We start from the raw sequence: 17,073 nt of genomic DNA, 5'->3' as shown, positions 1-17,073 counted from the left end.
CCGGCGGCGGATTTTGGTCTGCGGCGGGCGCTCCGTAGGGTGCCCGGATGCGAGCCTCCATCAAGTCGTTGACGTCGGCGCTGGCGATCGCGCTGGGAATCACGCTGGCCCCGGTCACCGGTGACCAGCCCGACAGCGGCGGGACGGTCGCCTCGGCCGAGCTGCAGGGCGACGCCTACGTGGTCGCGCTGGCGACCTACAACGTCAAGTGCGGCCCCTGCGCCCCGGGTGGCATCCGTCGGGCCCACCAGGCGGCCAGCAAGATCCAGGACACCGGCACCCGCGTGGCCGCGCTGCAGGAGGTCGGGCCGCGGCAGTACAAGGTGCTGCGCAACCGACTCCCGAAGTACCGCTTCTGGCCCCGTCGGCGATTCGGCGGCAAGGACTCCGCGATCCAGCTCGCCTACGACCGCCGCGAGTACGGCCTGCGCAAGAAGGGCTCGTTCCGCGTGCCCGTCCGCGGCTACTGGCGCATCGTCCCGTGGGTGTGGCTCAAGGACCGTGACACCGGTCGCAAGTTCTTCGTGATGGGCATCCACAACTCCCCGAACGGCCGCGAGCGTGAGCGCGACCGGGCGACCGCGATCCAGATCAACCAGATCAACCGGCTCTGGCGCAAGGGCAACCAGAAGGCGCCGGTGTTCGTGATGGGCGACGCCAACGAGCGCAAGGAGTTCTGCTCGAAGGTCAAGCGCAACACCAAGCTCTGGTCGGCCAACGGCACGCAGGGCAACGGGTGCCCCGTGCCCCCCGGCGGACCCGACTGGCTGATGGGCAACCGCGGCGGCATCGTCTACCCGTACTACCGCCACATCGGCATGCGCAGCGACCACGACATGATCGTGACGCGGGCGCGGGTGCGGCCCAGCAGCCACTGGTACTGGAGCTGAGCGAGGCCGACTGAGGAGTCACGAAAGGGGCCGGGGCGCGTGATGCGCCCCGGCCCCTTTCGTGTTGTCGAGCCCGTGGTGGGCTCAGCCCTGCTGGTTGCCCTGCTGCTGGTTGCCCGGCGAGGCCTGGCCGCCCTGGCCACCGCCCGAGCGACGCCGCCGGCGACGACGGTTGCGGTTGCCGGAGTTGCCGGTGCCACCGGCCCGGTCGCCGGACGGCTGCTGGGCCGCCTGCTCGCCCGAGCCACCCGACACGACCTGGCCACGCTTGGTCCGCGTGCGGTTGCGGTTGTTGCGCGGGCGGTTGCGGTTGCCCTCACCGCGGCCGCCGCTGCGGCCACCGGGCTTCTCCTCGGCCGGCTTCGGTGGGACGATCCGTCCCTTCGTGCCGGGCGGGATGCCCTGGTCGTGGAAGAGGTGCTCGGAGGTCGAGTAGGTCTCGACCGGCTCGTCGAAGGGCAGTTCGAGCGCCTTGTTGATCATCTTCCAGCGGTGCAGGTCCTGCCAGTCCACGAACGTGATCGCCACGCCCGAGGCGCCGGCACGGCCGGTGCGGCCGATGCGGTGGACGTAGGTCTTGTCGTCCTCGGGGCAGGAGTGGTTCACCACGTGGGAGACGCCGGTGACGTCGATCCCGCGCGCGGCGACGTCGGTGGCCACGAGCACCTTGATCTTGTCGTCGCGGAACTTGGTCATCGCGCGCTCACGGGCCGCCTGCTGCATGTCACCGTGCAGCGGGCTGGCCTTGAAGCCACGCTCGACGAGGTCGTCCGCGAGCCGCTGGGACTGCCGCTTGGTGCGGGTGAAGACGATGACCTTGTCGGCCTCCTCGGCCTGCAGCAGCCGGGACACGATCTCGGGCTTGTCCAGGTCGTGCACCTGGTAGATGAACTGCGCGGTGGTCGGCACGGTCGCGTTCTCGTACGACGACTCGGCACGGATGTTCATCGGGTGCCGCATGTGGGTCCGCGCCAGCGAGACGATCGGTGCCGGCATGGTGGCCGAGAACAGCATCGTCTGCCGCGTCTCGGGTGTCAGTGACAGCAGCCGCTCGACATCGGGCAGGAAGCCCAGGTCGAGCATCTCATCGGCCTCGTCGAGCACCAGCGCGTGCACGTGGGACAGGTCCAGCGCCTTGCGGTTGGCCAGGTCGATGAGGCGGCCGGGGGTGCCGACGACGATGTCGACGCCGCTCTCGAGCGCCTCCAGCTGCGGGTCGTAGCCGACGCCGCCGTACACGGTCAGGACTCGCATGCCGCGGTCCTTGCTGGCCAGCTCGACGTCGCTGGAGACCTGCAGTGCCAGCTCGCGGGTCGGCGCCACGATGAGCGCCTGCGGCTTGCCCTGCTCGATCTCGGCGTAGTCGGGGTCCTGCGGCGCCACGCTGCGCTGGATGACGGGGATGCCGAACGCCAGCGTCTTGCCGGTGCCGGTGCGGGCCTGCCCGATCAGGTCGGTGCCCATCAGCGCGATGGAGAGCGTCATCTCCTGGATCGCGAACGGGTGCGTGATGCCCTTGCGCTCGAGGGCGTCGCAGATCTGGGGAAGGACCCCCAGGTCGCGGAACGTCGGCGCTTCGGTCGTGGTGGTCTCGGTGTCGTTGCTCAGTGTCTCGTCGCTTTCTGCGTGTGGTCAGCCGGGTTGAGCCGATTCATCGTCTGCGGCCGATTCACACTCAGCCGCGCACATACGGCGGGCGGCGCGTCGTGGGACGCCTGCGCCCCGAACGGGCGTCGAGCACGGGGCTCGGGCTGCCGTTCGACCGTCCCATCGTATCGGTACCCTGCGGGCATGGCTGAATCCGCCGATCCGGGCCCGCAGCGCGAGGCCGTCATCGAGCTGCTCGCGGTGATCTCCTACGGCGAGATCTCGGCCTTCGAGCGGCTCGCCGAGGACGCCGCGCTGGCCCCGTCGCTGGCCGACAAGGTCGCCCTGGCGACCATGGCCAGCAGCGAGTTCGGCAAGGTCGCGCCGCTGCACGACCGCATCCGCGCGCTCGGCGGGGAGCCGTACGCCGCCATCGCCCCGTTCCGTGAGGCGGTCGACGAGTTCCACCGCCACACCGCGCCGGCCGACTGGTACGAGAGCCTGGTCAAGGCCTACGTCGGGGACCGGTTGGCCGGTGACTTCTACCGCGAGATCGCGTCCGTCCTCGACGGCGAGACCCGCGACCTGGTCATCGGCACGGTGGAGAAGTCGGCGCAGGCCGCGTTCATCGTGGGGCGGGTCCGCTCCGCGATCGAGCAGGACCCCACGCTCGGGGGACGCCTCGCACTGTGGGCCCGCCGGCTGATGGGCGAGGCACTCACCCAGGCCCAGCACGTGGCCGCCGAGCACGAGGCGCTGGCCGAGCTCGTGGCCGGGCCCGGGTTCGACGTGGCGCGGCTCGCGGAGATGTTCTCGCTGCTCACCGAGCAGCACCGCAGCCGGATGGCCGAGCTCGGTCTCGAGCCCTGACGGCACGATCGTGCTGAGGGGCGCTCAGCCGCTCCAGCCGGACAGGTCGACCCGCGCGTAGAGCGCCGGGTGGTCCGAGGCGACCCGCACCTGGCGGCTGTCGAGTCGGTCCACCGACATGGAGTGGAACAGGTACATCACGCCGCGGTCCTTGGTGTAGGTGTAGCGCGCCGCGCGCATCTGGGCGACCGCGGACCAGCGCCCCTGCCCGGGGTGGGAGTTCATGTCGCCCCCGACCAGGACCGGGCCGTGGCGCTCCAGCCGGGAGACGAGCCCGCGGAGCACCTTCATGCCGTGGGCGTACTGCTGGGTGCGGGTGAGTGCGGGGTTGCCGTGCTGGCGTGGGAACTTCCCCGGGTTGGTCATCATGTGCGCCCCGACCACCGACATGATCGAGCCGTCGGCGCGCTGGAACGTCGTCCACGTGGCGTAGCGGTCCCACACGAAGGGCCGTTTGTGGTGGAAGCCGACGTCGTTCTCGACCAGCTTGACCCGTCCGGCGTCGACCAGCGTCCACCGGTCCTCGTTCCAGGCGATGACGTTGTTCATCGACTGGTTGCCGCCGCGGCCGGGATCACGCACCGGGTCGCGGTAGGCCCCGTAGCCCGGCGCCGCGCGGCGTACGTCGCCCAGGCTCCGCCCACTGACCTCGTTGAGCACGAGGAAGTCGGGCTCGGCGGCGGTCAGGGTCCGCAGCGACGCCGCGACCCGGCCGATCCCGACACGGTTGGGCAGGTTCGCGACCGCCGTGGTCACCGTGCCGGTCATCGCGGCGTCGACGGGCAGGTCCAGCGCGGGCAGGTCGCCCAGGGCGATCCCACTGCCCCTGCGCCCCGAGGACGCCGGCACGATCTCCGGACCGGCCGGTTCGCCGCGCTCCTGTCGCTCCTCGACCTCTCGTCGGATGACCAGCCCGGGCTGGAAGGCGGGCAGCTCCGTGGCGGCCGAGGCCGTCTCCCCGGAGACCGCGGCGTCGGTCGTGTCCTCGGGCGCCGCGGCCGAGGAGGTGCTCGACTGGCTGCTGGTGGCGGCGACCTCGTCCGGGGTGTCGACCAACCGGAACATCGCGAAGAGCAGGCCGCCGACGACCGCGAAGGCGCCGAGCAGGACCCAGGGGTTCTGGTCGGGTCCACGGGACGTGCGGCTCACGCCACGATCCTAGGCGTCGCGGGGTCATCGCGAGGCCGAACCGCGAGCGCCGGCAGCAAGTGCCGGACCGGCACTACAGCGCCAGGGCGCCCACCCCGCCGGCGACGATGACCACCGCCCAGGCGGGCACCCGCCCGGTGAGCAGCGCACCGAACGCGACCACCGCGATGCCCAGCGTCGGCGGCGAGGTGATGCCCTGCTCGATCACCGGCGTCCACAGTGCGGCCGCGAGCAGCCCGACCACGCCGGCGTTGACGCCCTGGAGCGCCCGACGGGCGCGGGGCGCACGGCGCAGCCGCTCCCAGAACGGCAGCGCGCCGAGCACCAGCAGTGCGGCGGGCAGGAAGATCGCCACCAGTGCGATCGTCGCACCGAGGACGCCGGTCGGCCCCGACTGGGCGACGCTCCCCAGGAACGCCGCGAAGGTGAACAAGGGCCCCGGCACCGCCTGGGCCGCGCCGTACCCGGCGAGGAACGCCTCGCGGTCCACCAGGCCGGTCTGCACGGTGCCGGACTCCAGCAGCGGGAGCACGACGTGGCCGCCCCCGAAGACCAGCGCGCCCGCCCGGTAGAACGCGTCGGCCAGGTCCAGGCCCGCACTCGCGGTCGCCGCCGCAAGGGCCGGGAGTGCAACCAACCCGACGGCGAAGGCGACCAGGCAGCCGACGGCGGTACGCCGACCCACCGGCACGTGGACTCCCTCGCCGTCCGCCTCGGTGCTCGGGGTGCCGCGCAGCACCAGCACCCCGACGATCCCGGCCGCCGCGATCACGAGCACCTGCCCACCGGCACCGCTGAGCGCCAGGGCGCCGGCCGTGGCGGCGGCGGCCAGCACGATGCGCGGCAGATCCGGCGTCAGCGTGCGGGCCATTCCCACCACGGCGTGCGCCACCACGGCCACCGCGGCCGCCTTCAGCCCTCCGATCCAGGCCGTCTGGCCGTCGAGGGCCGACAGCGCGTACCCGAAGGCGACCAGCGCGACCGCCGAGGGCAGCGTGAACGCGACCCAGGCGGCCGCCATCCCGCGCAGGCCGGCCCGCTGCAGGCCGATCGCCATCCCGACCTGGCTGGACGCCGGCCCCGGCAGGAACTGGCACAGGGCCACCAGGTCGGCGTACGCGTGCTCGGTCAGCCACCGGCGCCGCACCACGAAGGCGTCGCGGAAGTAGCCCAGGTGGGCCACGGGACCGCCGAAGGAGGTCAGTCCGAGGCCGAGGAACACCGCGAAGACCTCACCGGCGGACCCGGAGCGCGCGGTGGCGGCGGGGGAGGGGCGGGTCACCGGCGCAGTCTCCCGGGCCCAGGTGAACGTCGGGTGGACCGGTGGGTGCTCCCGGCCGGAGCGCCGCCGGGCGTCTAGGCTGGCTGCCGTCGACTCGTCCCCGAGCCCAGGAGCAGCACGCCGTGGCAGCCATCGAAGCCGTCGGAGCACGCGAGATCCTCGATTCGCGCGGCAACCCCACCGTCGAGGTCGAGGTGCTCCTCGACGACGGCTCCTTCGCCCGGGCCGACGTGCCCAGCGGTGCCTCGACGGGCGCCTTCGAGGCCGTCGAGCTCCGCGACGGCGGTGAGCGCTACCTCGGCAAGGGCGTGACGCGCGCCGTCGCCGCGGTCATCGACCGCATCGGACCCGCCATCGAGGGTCTGGACGCGGACAACCAGCGCATCGTCGACCAGACGATGCTCGACGTCGACGCCACCCCCAACAAGGCCACCGTGGGAGCCAACGCCATCCTCGGTGCGTCGCTGGCCGTGGCGCGGGCCGCCGCGGAGTCGGCGGACCTGCCCCTCTACCGCTATCTCGGGGGGCCCAACGCCCACCTGCTGCCGGTCCCGATGATGAACATCCTCAACGGTGGTTCCCACGCCGACACCGACGTGGACATCCAGGAGTTCATGATCGCGCCGATCGGCGCCCCGACCTTCGCCGAGGCCCTGCGCCAGGGCGCGGAGGTCTACCACGCCCTGAAGTCGGTCCTGAAGGGCAAGGGCCTCGCGACCGGCCTCGGCGACGAGGGTGGGTTCGCACCCAACCTGGAGTCCAACCGGGCGGCGCTGGACCTGATCGCGGAGGCGATCGACGCGGCCGGGCTCCGGCTCGGGACCGACGTGGCGCTCGCGCTCGACGTCGCCGCCTCGGAGTTCCACGCCGACGGCTCCTACCGCTTCGAGGGCACCGACAAGTCGGCGGCGGAGATGACCGCCTACTACGCCGACCTCGTCGACGCCTACCCGATCGTCAGCATCGAGGACCCGCTCAACGAGGAGGACTGGGACGGGTGGCGCACGATCACCGACGAGCTCGGCGAGCGCACCCAACTGGTCGGCGACGACCTCTTCGTGACCAACGTGGAGCGCCTGCAGCGCGGCATCGACGGCGGCCAGGGCAACGCCCTGCTGGTCAAGGTCAACCAGATCGGATCGCTCACCGAGACCATCGACGCCGTCGACCTCGCGCACCGCAACAACTTCCGCTGCATGATGAGCCACCGCTCCGGCGAGACCGAGGACACCACCATCGCCGACCTCGCGGTCGCCACCAACTGCGGCCAGATCAAGACCGGCGCCCCGGCCCGCTCCGAGCGGGTCGCGAAGTACAACCAGCTGCTCCGCATCGAGGACGAGCTCGGCCAGGCCGCCCGCTACGCCGGGGCGGCCGCGTTCCCCCGGTTCCGGGGCTGAGGGATCGACACCACGTGAGCGAGGAGAAGCGGCCCCCGGGCAGGGCGCACGGCCACCGCGATGCCGCGCGTGCGCAGCAGCTGCGCCGGCAGTCCTCGCGGGAGCGTGCGGCGTTGCGCGAGGACGCCCGCCGCGAGGAGCGCACCCGGTCCCGGTTCACCGGCCGGATGGCGGTGCTGGTGCTCGTGCTGGCGGTCCTGGCGGTCTCCTACGCCTCCTCGCTGCGCGCCTACCTCGAGCAGCGCAACGACATCGAGGCCCACGAGCAGCAGATCGCGGAGGCACAGGTCGCGATCGACGACCTCAAGCGCGAACAGGCCCGGTGGGAGGACCCGGCGTTCGTGGCGCAGTACGCCCGCGAGCACCTCGGCTACGTCACGCCCGGGGAGACGCCCTGGGTGGTGCTCGAGGACGGCGAGCCGCTCTCGGGCACCGAGCTGCCCGACCCCGACAGCGTCGCCGGGCCCGAGGAGCCGGCCTGGTTCGACGACCTGTGGGAGTCGACCAAGATCGCGGGCAACCCGCCCGAGGCGCCCCGGCCCCCGGCCGCGACGATCCAGGACGAGTCCGGCGAGTCGGAGTGAGCGGACCCGGAGTGGGTGACGCCGACGCGGCGGCGATCTCCCGGCAGTTGCAGCGCCCACCGCGGGGCATGCACGCGGTCGGCCACCGGTGCCCGTGCGGCAACCCGGCGGTCGTGACCACCGAGCCGCGCCTCCCGAACGGCACTCCCTTCCCGACGACCTACTACCTGACCTGCCCGCGGGTGAACTCGCGGATCGGCACGCTGGAGGCGTCGGGGCTGATGAAGCAGATGCAGGACCGGCTGGCCGAGGACGAGGAGCTGGCCACGGCGTACCGCGCAGCACACGAGGCCTACCTCGCCGACCGGGACGCCGTCGCCCGTGCCGCCGGGCTCGACGTGCCGGAGATCGACGGCATCTCCGCGGGCGGCATGCCGGACCGGGTGAAGTGCCTGCACGTGCTGGCCGCCCACGCCCTCGTCGCCGGCCCCGGGGTCAACCCGTTCGGCGACGAGGTGCTCGAACGGCTGGGGGACTGGTGGGCCGCCGGCCCCTGCGTGAGCGACCCCGAGGCCGTCGACGAAGGAGGAACGACATGAACGTGGCAGCGATCGACTGCGGCACCAACACCATCAAGCTGCTGGTCGGCGACCTGGCCGCCTCCCCGGACGGCAACACCGGCATCATCCGCGAGAGCCGGATGGTCCGGCTCGGCCAGGGCGTCGACGCCACCGGCCGCCTCGCCCCGGAGGCCCTCGAGCGCACCCTCGCCGCCGTCGACGAGTACGCCGCGATCATCGCCGACGCCGGTGTCGAGCGGGTGCGGTTCTGCGCCACCTCCGCGACGCGGGACGCCGAGAACGCCGCCGAGTTCCGCGCCGGCGTGACGCAGCGCCTCGGCGTGGAGCCCGAGGTGCTGCCCGGTGCCGAGGAGGCCCGCCTGGCCTTCGCCGGCGCGGTGCGCGGCCTGGTCGGCCGCGTCCAGGACCCGGTGATGGTCGTCGACATCGGCGGCGGCTCCACCGAGCTCATCCGCGGCACGGCGACCGGTGGACCCGACCAGGAGCACTCGATGGACATCGGCTCGGTGCGGATGACCGAGCGCCACCTCCACGCCGACCCGCCCACCGCGGAGGAGGTCGCGGCGTGCGTGGCCGACATCGATGCCGTGCTCGACTCCTCGCCGGTCGACCCCGGCGAGGTCGGGTCCGTGGTGGGGGTCGCCGGCACCATCACCCAGATCGCCGCCCTCACCCTGGGCCTGCCCGCCTACGAGCGGGAGCGCACCGACAAGGCGGTGCTCCGGGTCGACGACGTCGAGGCCTGCATCGACCGGCTCCTGTCGCTCACCGTCGCCGAGCGGACCGCGCTGCCCTCGATGCACCCGGGGCGTGCCGACGTGATCGGCGCCGGCGGACTGATCCTGTCGCGCGTGCTGCGGCGTACGCCGGCGACCTCGTTCACCGTCGCCGAGACCGACATCCTCGACGGGATCGCGTGGTCCCTGGTCGAGGGGTGAGCGCCGGACTGGGAGGATGGGGCCCGTGAGCGACCTGCATGCCGTCACCGTCCTGGGTCACGACCGACCGGGCATCATCGCCGAGACCACTGCGGGGCTCGCCCGACTGGGGCTCAATGTCGAGGACTCGACGATGACGCTGCTCCGCGGGCACTTCGCGATGATGCTGCTGTGCCGGGGCGAGGTGGGTGGTGACGCGATCGAGTCCGAGCTCGCGTCGCTGGCCGCCGACGGTGACCTCGACGTCGCCGTGCGGTCCGTGACCGACCGTCCCGACCCGTATGCGGCCGGGTCGTCGTGGGTGCTCACCGTCCACGGTGGCGACCGACCCGGGATCGTGTCCGCCGTCGTGGCGGAGGTGGCGAGCGCCGGGGGGAACATCACCGACCTGACCACGCGGCTCTCCGGTGACCTGTACCTGCTGCTCGCCGAGCTCGACCTGCCCGCGGGCGCGGACTCCGACGCCGTCGCGGAGGCCATCACGCGGGCCGGGGGCGAGGTCGGCGTCACGGCCACGCTGCGGCCCGCCGAGGCCGACGAGCTGTGAGTCCCGCCGACTGGACCGAGCAGGAGCTCGGGGTCGAGGGGCGCGTGCTGCCGGTCCTCACCGCACCGGACCCGGTGCTCTCCCGCCCCGGGGAGGAGGTCGACCCGACCGACCCGGCGACGGTGCAGCTCGCGGCGGACCTGGTGGCGACCATGCGCGTGAGCCCCGGCTGCGTCGGGCTCGCCGCCCAGCAGGTGGGCGTGGCCGCGCAGGTCTTCTGCGTCGACGTCTCCGAGCACCCCAAGGCGCGCACGCACCACGGCACGTTCGTGCTGTGCAACACCGAGGTGGTGCAGGCCAGCCGCAACCAGAAGGCACGCGAGGGCTGCATGAGCGTCCCCGACTTCACCGGGGACGTGAAGCGGGCGACGCGGCTCGTCGTCCGTGGCCGGCTCCCCGGCACGGGGGAGGAGGTCGAGCTGGAGACCGACGCGTTCGAGGCGCGTGCGCTGCTCCACGAGATCGACCACACCCACGGCCTGCTCTTCATCGACCGGGTGGCCGACGCCCACGCGATCCACAAGCGGCAGACTTACCTGTAGGCCCCCGTATCCCAATCGGCTAGAGGAAGTCGCCTTAAAAGCGATCCAGTCTGGGTTCGAGCCCCAGCGGGGGCACCCGAGGAGAGGGACACCATGCACCACCACGACCCTGACCACGAGCCGACGCTCGAGGAGCTCCGCGAGGCGCTCACCGAGGAGTTCTGGGACGCCAAGTACGAGGCGAGCCAGCGGGTGTGGAGCGGCAACCCCAACCAGCGACTGGTCGAGCAGGCCCGCGACCTGGCGCCGGGACGGGCGCTCGACGTCGGCTGCGGCGAGGGCGCCGACGCGATCTGGCTCGCGGGCCGCGGGTGGGACGTCACGGCGGTCGACGTCTCCACCGTCGCCCTGGACCGCACTGCCGAGCACGCGATCGAGGCCGACGTCGACGACGACATCGACGTCGGCGTGTACGACGCGATGGCCGGCCGGCCGAAGCTGCGCCGCGAGCGCTACGACCTGGTGACGGTCCACTTCCTCCACGTCCCGCGGGAGGACTTCGACGACGTCTACCGCCGGATCGCGGCAGCGGTGGCGCCGGGCGGCCGACTCCTCGTGGTGGCGCACCACCCGGCCGACGTCGAGTCCGGCGTACGCCCCTCGCACGGACCGGGGCTGCTCTTCCCGCCCGAGCGGGTGCTCCAGGCCGTGCGCGACGTCGCCGCCTGGTCGGTCGAGACCAGCGAGGCCGCGACCCGCGAGCAGGTCATCGACGGCGCACCGGTCACCGTCACCGACACGGTCGTGCGGTTGCTGAGGAATCGGTGAGAATCGAGCGCCGGTGACCCGCCGGGGGAACACCGGCCCCCGCGCAATCGTTGGACGAACTAGACTGGAATGGTCCAGTTCCCCAGGAGGAGCATGATGCAGAGCAACAACCCGGTCTTCCGCCGCTCCGAGGAGTTCTCGCGAGCCGGCGCCACCTACCAGGGCTACGGCCAGAACCCCTACCAGGGCGACCCCGGCATGCCGGGCGTCGACGGTCCGATCACCCACACCACCCCGGATCGGATGACGATCGACACCGTCGTCCAGAAGGGCGCGATCACGCTCGGGCTGGTGCTGGTCACCGCCTTCGCGACCTGGATCCTCACCCCCAACGTCGAGGCCGGTGCCGACCTCGGCACGCTCTACCTCGCGTCGATGGGTGGTGCGGGCCTCGCGTTCGTGCTGTCGCTGGTCAACTCCTTCAAGCGCGAGATCAGCCCCGCGCTGGTGCTGGCCTTCGCCGCGGCCGAGGGCGTCGCCCTGGGTGGCATCAGCAAGATCTTCCAGGCCTTCGCCGGGGACAGCCCGATCGTGATCCACGCGGTGCTCGGCACCTTCGCCGCGTTCGCAGGCACGCTCGCGGTCTACAAGTTCTTCAACATCCAGGTCGGCGACAAGTTCCGCACCATGGTCACCGCCGGCATGTTCGGCATGGTCGGCCTCGGCCTGATGGAGATGGTGCTGAGCATGTTCAACGCCGACCTCGGCCTGTTCGGCATGGGCGGCCTCGGCCTGCTGTTCGCCGTGGCCGGCCTCGTGCTCGGTGTGTTCATGCTCGTCATGGACTTCGACTTCATCGAGCGCGGCGTGGCCAACGGGCTCCCGGAGAAGGAGTCCTGGCGCGCGGTGTTCGCGCTGACCGTCAGCCTGGTCTGGATCTACACCAACCTGCTGCGGATCCTGGCGATCATGAACCAGGACTGAGCACCTCGATCGACCGATCGCGACGAGGGCCCCGGACCGCACGGTCCGGGGCCCTCGTCGTCGTGGCGTGCGCGCCGCTCAGTCGGCCGTGGCGTCGGCCTCGTCGGGCGCCTCGCGCTCGCCGGGGGCCTCGACCTCGGCCTGGGGGCGCCGGCGACGGTGGCGCAGCTCCACCCACAGGCCACGGACGCCGGTACGCCGGCCGGACACCTCGGTGCCGCCGAGCTCGGTGCCGGGCGCATTGACCGCCTCCGCCGCGGCCTTGGCAACCGGCAGCACGCCCTCGCCCCGCAGCGCGGCGGGCAGCGCCTCCTCCTCCAGCTGCAGGCCGATCGCGGCCAGCGCGGAGGGGATGAGGACCCCGGCGAGCGCCTGGTAGCCCTCCACGGAGGGGTGGAACTGGTCCGGGCCGAACAGCAACGCCGGCGCTGCGGCGAACTCGGGCCCCAGGATCGACCCGAGCGAGACCGTCCGGCCCCCCTCCTCGACCACGGCGATCGTCTGCGCCGCCGCCAGCCGGCGCGACCACGCGCGGGCGACCTGCTTGAGCGGGGGAGGGATCGGCTGGACCGTGCCCAGGTCCGGGCACGTGCCGACCACCACCTGGCAGCCCGCGGCGACCAGGCGGCGTACGCCCTCGGAGAGCTGGCGCACCGACTGGGAGGGCAGCACGGTGTGGGTGACGTCGTTGGCGCCGACGAGGATGACCGCCAGCTCCGGCTCGATCATCAGCGCCCGGTCGACCTGCGCGCCGAGGTCGGAGGACTTGGCACCGACGACGCAGAACTCGCCCAGGTAGACGCGGCGGTCGGCGTGCTCGGCGATGCCGCTGGCCAGCAGCGCGCCGGGCGTCTCCTCGACACGCTCCGCGCCGTAGCCGGCGGCGGAGGAGTCACCCAGGAGCGCCATCCGCACCGCGGGGCCGGGACGACGGCGGCCGTACCAGCCGGTGGCGTCGGGCGGTGGCTCGTCCAGCGGCTCACCGATGGTGCGCCGCGCCAGCTTGGCCTCGGCGGCGAGGACGCCGTAGATGCCGGCGCCGACCGCGGACAGCCCACCACCGCCGTAGAGCGCGGCAGCGGCCAGCTTGCGGGCGGCTGCAGCGGTGGTCACGAGCGCAACCCTAGTGAAGAGACGGGGATCACGCCCCACCCGGCTCGGGCGCCTAGGGTGGGTCCGTGCAGTACGTCGACTCACTCCTGGACCTGGTCGGTGACACCCCGCTGGTGCGCCTGAACCGCACGCTCGACCTGCCGGAGGGTGCCGGCGCGCCCCTGGTGCTGGCCAAGGTGGAGTACCTCAACCCCGGTGGCTCGGTGAAGGACCGCATCGCCACCCGGATGATCGAGGCCGCCGAGGAGTCCGGCGCGCTCCAGCCCGGCGGCACCATCGTCGAGCCGACCTCGGGCAACACCGGCGTCGGCCTGGCCATGGTCGCCCAGCAGAAGGGCTACCAGTGCACGTTCGTGTGCCCGGACAAGGTCAGCGAGGACAAGCGCAACGTGCTGCGCGCCTACGGCGCCGAGGTCGTGGTGTGCCCGACCGCGGTCCCGCCGGAGCACCCCGACTCCTACTACAGCGTCTCGGACCGACTCGCCGGTGAGCCCGGCGCCTGGAAGCCGGACCAGTACGCCAATCCCAACAACCCCCGCTCCCACTACGAGGAGACCGGGCCCGAGCTGTGGCGCCAGACCGAGGGGCGGATCACCCACTTCGTCGCCGGCGTGGGCACCGGCGGCACCATCAGTGGCACCGGTCGCTACCTCAAGGAGCGCAGTGCCGAGGGCGAGGGGCCGGCGGTCCAGGTGATCGGCGCCGACCCGACCGGGTCGGTGTACTCCGGCGGCTCCGGCCGTCCCTACCTGGTCGAGGGCGTCGGCGAGGACTTCTGGCCCGACACCTACGACCGCGACATCGCCGACCGCATCATCGAGGTCTCCGACGCCGACTCCTTCGCCTTCACCCGGCGGCTCGCCCGGGAGGAGCAGATGCTGGTCGGCGGCTCCTCCGGCATGGCGGCGTACGCCGCGCGGCAGCTGGCGCACGAGCTGGCCGGCACCCCGGAGGGCGAGTCCGCGGTCATCGTGGTCCTGCTGCCCGACTCCGGCCGCGGCTACCTGACGAAGGTGTTCAACGACGACTGGCTGGCGCAGTACGGCTTCGACGCCGGCCACGACCGCGGCACCCGCACCGTCGGGGAGGTGCTGCGCGGCAAGTCCGGCAGCCTGCCCGACCTGGTCCACACCCACCCCGGCGAGACCATCGCCGAGGCCATCGCGATCCTGAGCGAGTACGACGTCTCCCAGATGCCCGTGGTGCGTGCCGAGCCGCCGATCGTGGCCGCCGAGGTCGCGGGCGCGGTCTCGGACCGGGTGCTGATGGACCTGCTCTACACCGGCAAGGCGTCGCTGACCGACTCCGTCGAGCAGCACATGTCCGAGCCGCTGCCCACCATCGGGTCGACCGCCGACGCCCGCGACGCCGTGGTGATGCTCGAGCACCACGACGCAGTGCTCGTGCAGGAGGACGGCAGCCCGGTGGGCGTGGTGACGCGGTCGGACCTGCTGGCCTACCTCGCGCGTTCCTGAGGCGGGGCGAGGTAGCGGCACGCGTGGTGCCGCGTGAAGCCCAGGCCCTCGTACATCGTCCGTGCGGCGTGGTTGTCGGCCTCGACGTGCAGCCAGACGGTGCGCGCGCCCCGGGCGGCTCCCCAGTCGAGCAGCTCCGAGAGCAGCAGCGTGGCCAGCCCGCGGCGCCGGTGAGCGGGCTCCACGTGGACGTCGTGGATCCCGAGCCAGTCGCCGTCCAGTGCGGCGCGGGCCCCGGCGCCCGGGGCCGTCGCCCGGGCGTGGTCGTCGGCCTCCTCCAGCGTGGCGTCGCCGGCGACGTCGCGGAGCTCGCGCCGCAGCAGCGCGGTCGAGGTGAGGAGGAAGTCGGCGTCGCCGTCCGGCACCGGCGTCCAGCCGTGGCCGGTGACGGCTGCCTCCAGTGACGACCCGGCCTCGACCTGCACCAGCGGGTCGAGTCCGCGCTCCCAGAAGCCGCGGCGTACGCCGTCAAGTGCGGTGGGCAGCGGCAGGCCGGGGTCGACCACGGCCAGGCACGAGTTGGCGCGCTTGCGGCGGCGCCCGGTGGGCGAGGGCTCCCACCGCAGCGTCCAGTTCCCGATGGCCGTGGTCTCGATCCCCGGGAACAGTGAGGCGGTGTGCGACTCCGCGTCGGCGGTGCTGATGCGCATCCGCACCGACGGGCGGGCCGGCACCGGCTTGCCCGAGACGATGTCGGCGTGCGGGATGGCCACCGGGTCGCCGCCGCGCGGGGTCACCACGCAGGTGCCCTCCTCCCAGGCCTCGCACGTGCCCAGGACGTCGGTCATCGCCGGCCCGCCGCTGGGCCCGGTCTCGCCGCGCACGAGACGACGCACCACGATCCGCTGGCCGACGACGTGGGGCCCCAGGCGGTGGCGCCCGGTGCGTTGCTCGCTGGCCTGTCCGGATCCGGCGGGGTCGTGCGCATCATCCACGCCGGGGATACTAGGCTGGGGCCCCACACGAAACACTTTCGTGTCCCGCTCAGTCCGCTGTCCTTGTCAGGAGGAACAGATGACCTACGTCATCGCCCAGCCGTGTGTCGACCTCAAGGATCGCGCGTGCGTCGACGAGTGCCCGGTCGACTGCATCTACGAGGGCAAGCGGATGCTCTACATCCACCCCGACGAGTGCGTGGACTGCGGTGCGTGCGAGCCGGTGTGCCCGGTGGAGGCGATCTTCTACGAGGACGACGTCCCCGAGGAGTGGGCCGACTACTACAACGCCAACGTCGACTTCTTCGACGACCTGGGCTCGCCCGGCGGCGCGGCCAAGATGGGTGAGATCGACAAGGACCACCCGCTCGTGGCCAAGCTCGAGCCGCAGAGCCACGACGACTGACCGACCGGTGGTCCAGACCGTCTCGCAGCGCCTGCCGGACTTCCCCTGGGACAAGCTGGCGTCCCACGCCGACACCGCACGCGCCCATCCCGACGGGATCGTGAACCTCTCGGTCGGCACGCCCGTCGACCCGACCCCGGCGGTCGTGCAGGAGGCGCTGCGGGAGGCGGCGGACGCCCCCGGCTACCCGCAGGCCATCGGGCTGCCCGAGACGCGCCAGTCGGCCGTCGACTGGCTCGCGCGCTGCCACGGCGTGCCGGGCCTGACCGCCGACCAGGTGGTGCCGGCGATCGGCACCAAGGAGCTCATCGCCTCGCTGCCGCTGCACCTGGGCGTCGGCGCCGGTGACCTGGTGGTGTACCCCGAGCTGGCCTACCCGACGTACGAGGTCAGTGCTGCGCTGGTCGGCGCCGACACGCTGGCCACCGACGCCCTGACCGCGATCGGGCCGCAGGTGCCGCGGCTGCTGTGGCTCAACTCGCCGTCCAACCCCACCGGACGGGTGCTGCCGGTGGAGCACCTGCGCAAGGTGGTCCAGTGGTGCCGCGAGCGCGGGGTGCTGCTGGTCAGCGACGAGTGCTACCTGGACTGCGTCTGGGAGGCCCCCGAGGGCGGCGCCCTGTCGGTGCTGCACCCCGACGTCTGCGACGGCGACACGACCGGGCTGCTCGCGGTCCACTCGCTCTCCAAGCGGTCCAACCTCGCCGGCTACCGGTGCGGCTTCGCCGTGGGGGACCGGGACGTGGTCGCCGAGCTGGTCGCGGTCCGCAAGAACCTCGGCCTGCTGCTGCCGCGGCCGCAGCAGGTGGCGATGGCGACCGCGCTGACCGACGACGACCACGTCCGTGAGCAGCACGAGCGCTACGCCGCACGCCGCCGGCGGCTCCGCGCCGCGCTCGAGGGCGCCGGCTTCACCGTCGACCACTCCGAGGCCTCGCTCTACCTGTGGTCCACGCGCGGCGCGTCGTGCTGGGACACCGTCGCCGAGCTCGCCGAGCTCGGCATCCTCGTCGCCCCGGGCGACTTCTACGGACCCGCCGGCGCCCGGCACGTGCGGGTGGCCTTCACCGCCACCGACGAGCGCATCGACGCCGCCGTCGCGCGCCTGTCCTGACCCCCCACCCACCCCGCCGGTGCCTCAC

General features: G+C 72.7%; 18 protein-coding genes and 1 tRNA gene. 14 read left to right on the top strand and 5 right to left on the bottom strand.

The genetic code is table 11. From position 1 onward, the window contains the following. Nucleotides 1–47: 47 nt before the first annotated feature. Entirely contained in the window at nt 48–890 is an 843-nt protein-coding gene (locus KUV85_RS08970) for a hypothetical protein (RefSeq protein WP_219959545.1), read from the top strand. 84 nt (nt 891–974) lie between these two features. Here the strand turns inward: KUV85_RS08970 and KUV85_RS08965 are convergent, their stop codons facing one another. Further along, nucleotides 975–2,498 (bottom strand): DEAD/DEAH box helicase, encoded by a 1,524-nt coding sequence (locus tag KUV85_RS08965; protein ID WP_425299402.1) that lies wholly within the window; start codon nt 2,496–2,498, stop codon nt 975–977. A 183-nt stretch (nt 2,499–2,681) separates the two neighbouring features. On the opposite strand from KUV85_RS08965, the gene KUV85_RS08960 reads away from it, so the two are divergent. Continuing rightward, on the top strand, nt 2,682–3,347 hold the full coding sequence (locus KUV85_RS08960; protein ID WP_219959543.1) for a ferritin-like fold-containing protein: 666 nt from the start codon (nt 2,682–2,684) through the stop codon (nt 3,345–3,347). Between the two features lie 24 nt (nt 3,348–3,371). Here the strand turns inward: KUV85_RS08960 and KUV85_RS08955 are convergent, their stop codons facing one another. Then, nucleotides 3,372–4,496 (bottom strand): endonuclease/exonuclease/phosphatase family protein, encoded by a 1,125-nt coding sequence (locus KUV85_RS08955; protein WP_219959542.1) that lies wholly within the window; start codon nt 4,494–4,496, stop codon nt 3,372–3,374. A 73-nt stretch (nt 4,497–4,569) separates the two neighbouring features. Next, nucleotides 4,570–5,778: a chromate efflux transporter gene (gene chrA / locus KUV85_RS08950; RefSeq protein WP_219959541.1), complete on the bottom strand. Its 1,209-nt coding sequence runs from the start codon at nt 5,776–5,778 to the stop codon at nt 4,570–4,572. A 122-nt stretch (nt 5,779–5,900) separates the two neighbouring features. On the opposite strand from chrA, the gene eno reads away from it, so the two are divergent. The 9 genes from eno (at nt 5,901) to KUV85_RS08905 (ending at nt 12,002) form a co-directional block, all read left to right on the top strand. After that, nucleotides 5,901–7,178, top strand: a complete 1,278-nt coding sequence (gene eno, locus KUV85_RS08945) for a phosphopyruvate hydratase (RefSeq protein ID WP_219959540.1) — start codon at nt 5,901–5,903, stop codon at nt 7,176–7,178. A gap of 14 nt (nt 7,179–7,192) precedes the next feature. Continuing rightward, nucleotides 7,193–7,762 (top strand): FtsB family cell division protein, encoded by a 570-nt coding sequence (locus KUV85_RS08940; protein WP_219959539.1) that lies wholly within the window; start codon nt 7,193–7,195, stop codon nt 7,760–7,762. Beyond that, entirely contained in the window at nt 7,759–8,301 is a 543-nt protein-coding gene (locus KUV85_RS08935; RefSeq protein WP_219959538.1) for a DUF501 domain-containing protein, read from the top strand. Before KUV85_RS08940 ends, KUV85_RS08935 begins: the two co-directional genes overlap by 4 nt. Then, entirely contained in the window at nt 8,298–9,221 is a 924-nt protein-coding gene (locus KUV85_RS08930) for a Ppx/GppA phosphatase family protein (protein WP_219959537.1), read from the top strand. The genes KUV85_RS08935 and KUV85_RS08930 overlap by 4 nt, the downstream gene beginning before the upstream one ends. A 25-nt stretch (nt 9,222–9,246) precedes the next feature. Next, entirely contained in the window at nt 9,247–9,768 is a 522-nt protein-coding gene (locus tag KUV85_RS08925; RefSeq protein WP_219959536.1) for a glycine cleavage system protein R, read from the top strand. Continuing rightward, a complete protein-coding gene (locus KUV85_RS08920; RefSeq protein WP_219959535.1) occupies nt 9,765–10,310 on the top strand; it encodes a peptide deformylase in 546 nt (181 codons plus the stop codon). Before KUV85_RS08925 ends, KUV85_RS08920 begins: the two co-directional genes overlap by 4 nt. Beyond that, nucleotides 10,311–10,385: transfer RNA gene (locus tag KUV85_RS08915), tRNA-Leu, on the top strand. Nucleotides 10,386–10,403: 18 nt separating this feature from the next. Next, the gene (locus KUV85_RS08910; RefSeq protein ID WP_219959534.1) at nt 10,404–11,078 is read left to right on the top strand and encodes a class I SAM-dependent methyltransferase; all 675 of its coding nucleotides are present in this window, start codon (nt 10,404–10,406) and stop codon (nt 11,076–11,078) included. Nucleotides 11,079–11,171: 93 nt separating this feature from the next. Then, nucleotides 11,172–12,002: a Bax inhibitor-1/YccA family protein gene (locus KUV85_RS08905; protein WP_219959533.1), complete on the top strand. Its 831-nt coding sequence runs from the start codon at nt 11,172–11,174 to the stop codon at nt 12,000–12,002. Between the two features lie 78 nt (nt 12,003–12,080). On the opposite strand, the gene KUV85_RS08900 is transcribed toward KUV85_RS08905, so the two are convergent. Beyond that, on the bottom strand, nt 12,081–13,115 hold the full coding sequence (locus tag KUV85_RS08900; RefSeq protein ID WP_219959532.1) for an SGNH/GDSL hydrolase family protein: 1,035 nt from the start codon (nt 13,113–13,115) through the stop codon (nt 12,081–12,083). Between the two features lie 65 nt (nt 13,116–13,180). Here KUV85_RS08900 and KUV85_RS08895 point away from each other — a divergent pair, with 65 nt between their 5' ends. Continuing rightward, a complete protein-coding gene (locus tag KUV85_RS08895) occupies nt 13,181–14,590 on the top strand; it encodes a cystathionine beta-synthase (RefSeq protein WP_219959531.1) in 1,410 nt (469 codons plus the stop codon). Here the strand turns inward: KUV85_RS08895 and KUV85_RS08890 are convergent. Continuing rightward, nucleotides 14,572–15,525: a GNAT family N-acetyltransferase gene (locus KUV85_RS08890; RefSeq protein ID WP_219959530.1), complete on the bottom strand. Its 954-nt coding sequence runs from the start codon at nt 15,523–15,525 to the stop codon at nt 14,572–14,574. The genes KUV85_RS08895 and KUV85_RS08890 overlap by 19 nt on opposite strands. A gap of 79 nt (nt 15,526–15,604) precedes the next feature. Between KUV85_RS08890 and fdxA the strand changes: the two genes are divergently transcribed. Both fdxA and dapC read left to right on the top strand, forming a co-directional pair. Next, complete coding sequence (gene fdxA / locus KUV85_RS08885) at nt 15,605–15,931, top strand: ferredoxin (protein ID WP_219959529.1); 327 nt, start codon at nt 15,605–15,607, stop codon at nt 15,929–15,931. Between the two features lie 7 nt (nt 15,932–15,938). Then, nucleotides 15,939–17,045 (top strand): succinyldiaminopimelate transaminase, encoded by a 1,107-nt coding sequence (gene dapC, locus KUV85_RS08880; RefSeq protein ID WP_219959528.1) that lies wholly within the window; start codon nt 15,939–15,941, stop codon nt 17,043–17,045. Nucleotides 17,046–17,073 lie beyond the last annotated feature (28 nt).

The sequence above is a fragment of the Nocardioides panacisoli genome, from assembly GCF_019448235.1.
GTDB lineage: Bacteria > Actinomycetota > Actinomycetes > Propionibacteriales > Nocardioidaceae > Nocardioides > Nocardioides panacisoli_A.
The sequence above is the reverse complement of the archived record's forward strand: the minus strand, read 5'-3'. Positions and strand labels throughout refer to the sequence as shown.

Coding starts and splice junctions, on each gene's coding strand:
- KUV85_RS08970 (WP_219959545.1), top strand. CDS start 48: ATGCGAGCCTCCATCAAGTCGTTGACGTCGGCGCTGGCGATCGCGCTG.
- KUV85_RS08960 (WP_219959543.1), top strand. CDS start 2,682: ATGGCTGAATCCGCCGATCCGGGCCCGCAGCGCGAGGCCGTCATCGAG.
- KUV85_RS08930 (WP_219959537.1), top strand. CDS start 8,298: ATGAACGTGGCAGCGATCGACTGCGGCACCAACACCATCAAGCTGCTG.
- KUV85_RS08910 (WP_219959534.1), top strand. CDS start 10,404: ATGCACCACCACGACCCTGACCACGAGCCGACGCTCGAGGAGCTCCGC.
- KUV85_RS08905 (WP_219959533.1), top strand. CDS start 11,172: ATGATGCAGAGCAACAACCCGGTCTTCCGCCGCTCCGAGGAGTTCTCG.
- fdxA (WP_219959529.1), top strand. CDS start 15,605: ATGACCTACGTCATCGCCCAGCCGTGTGTCGACCTCAAGGATCGCGCG.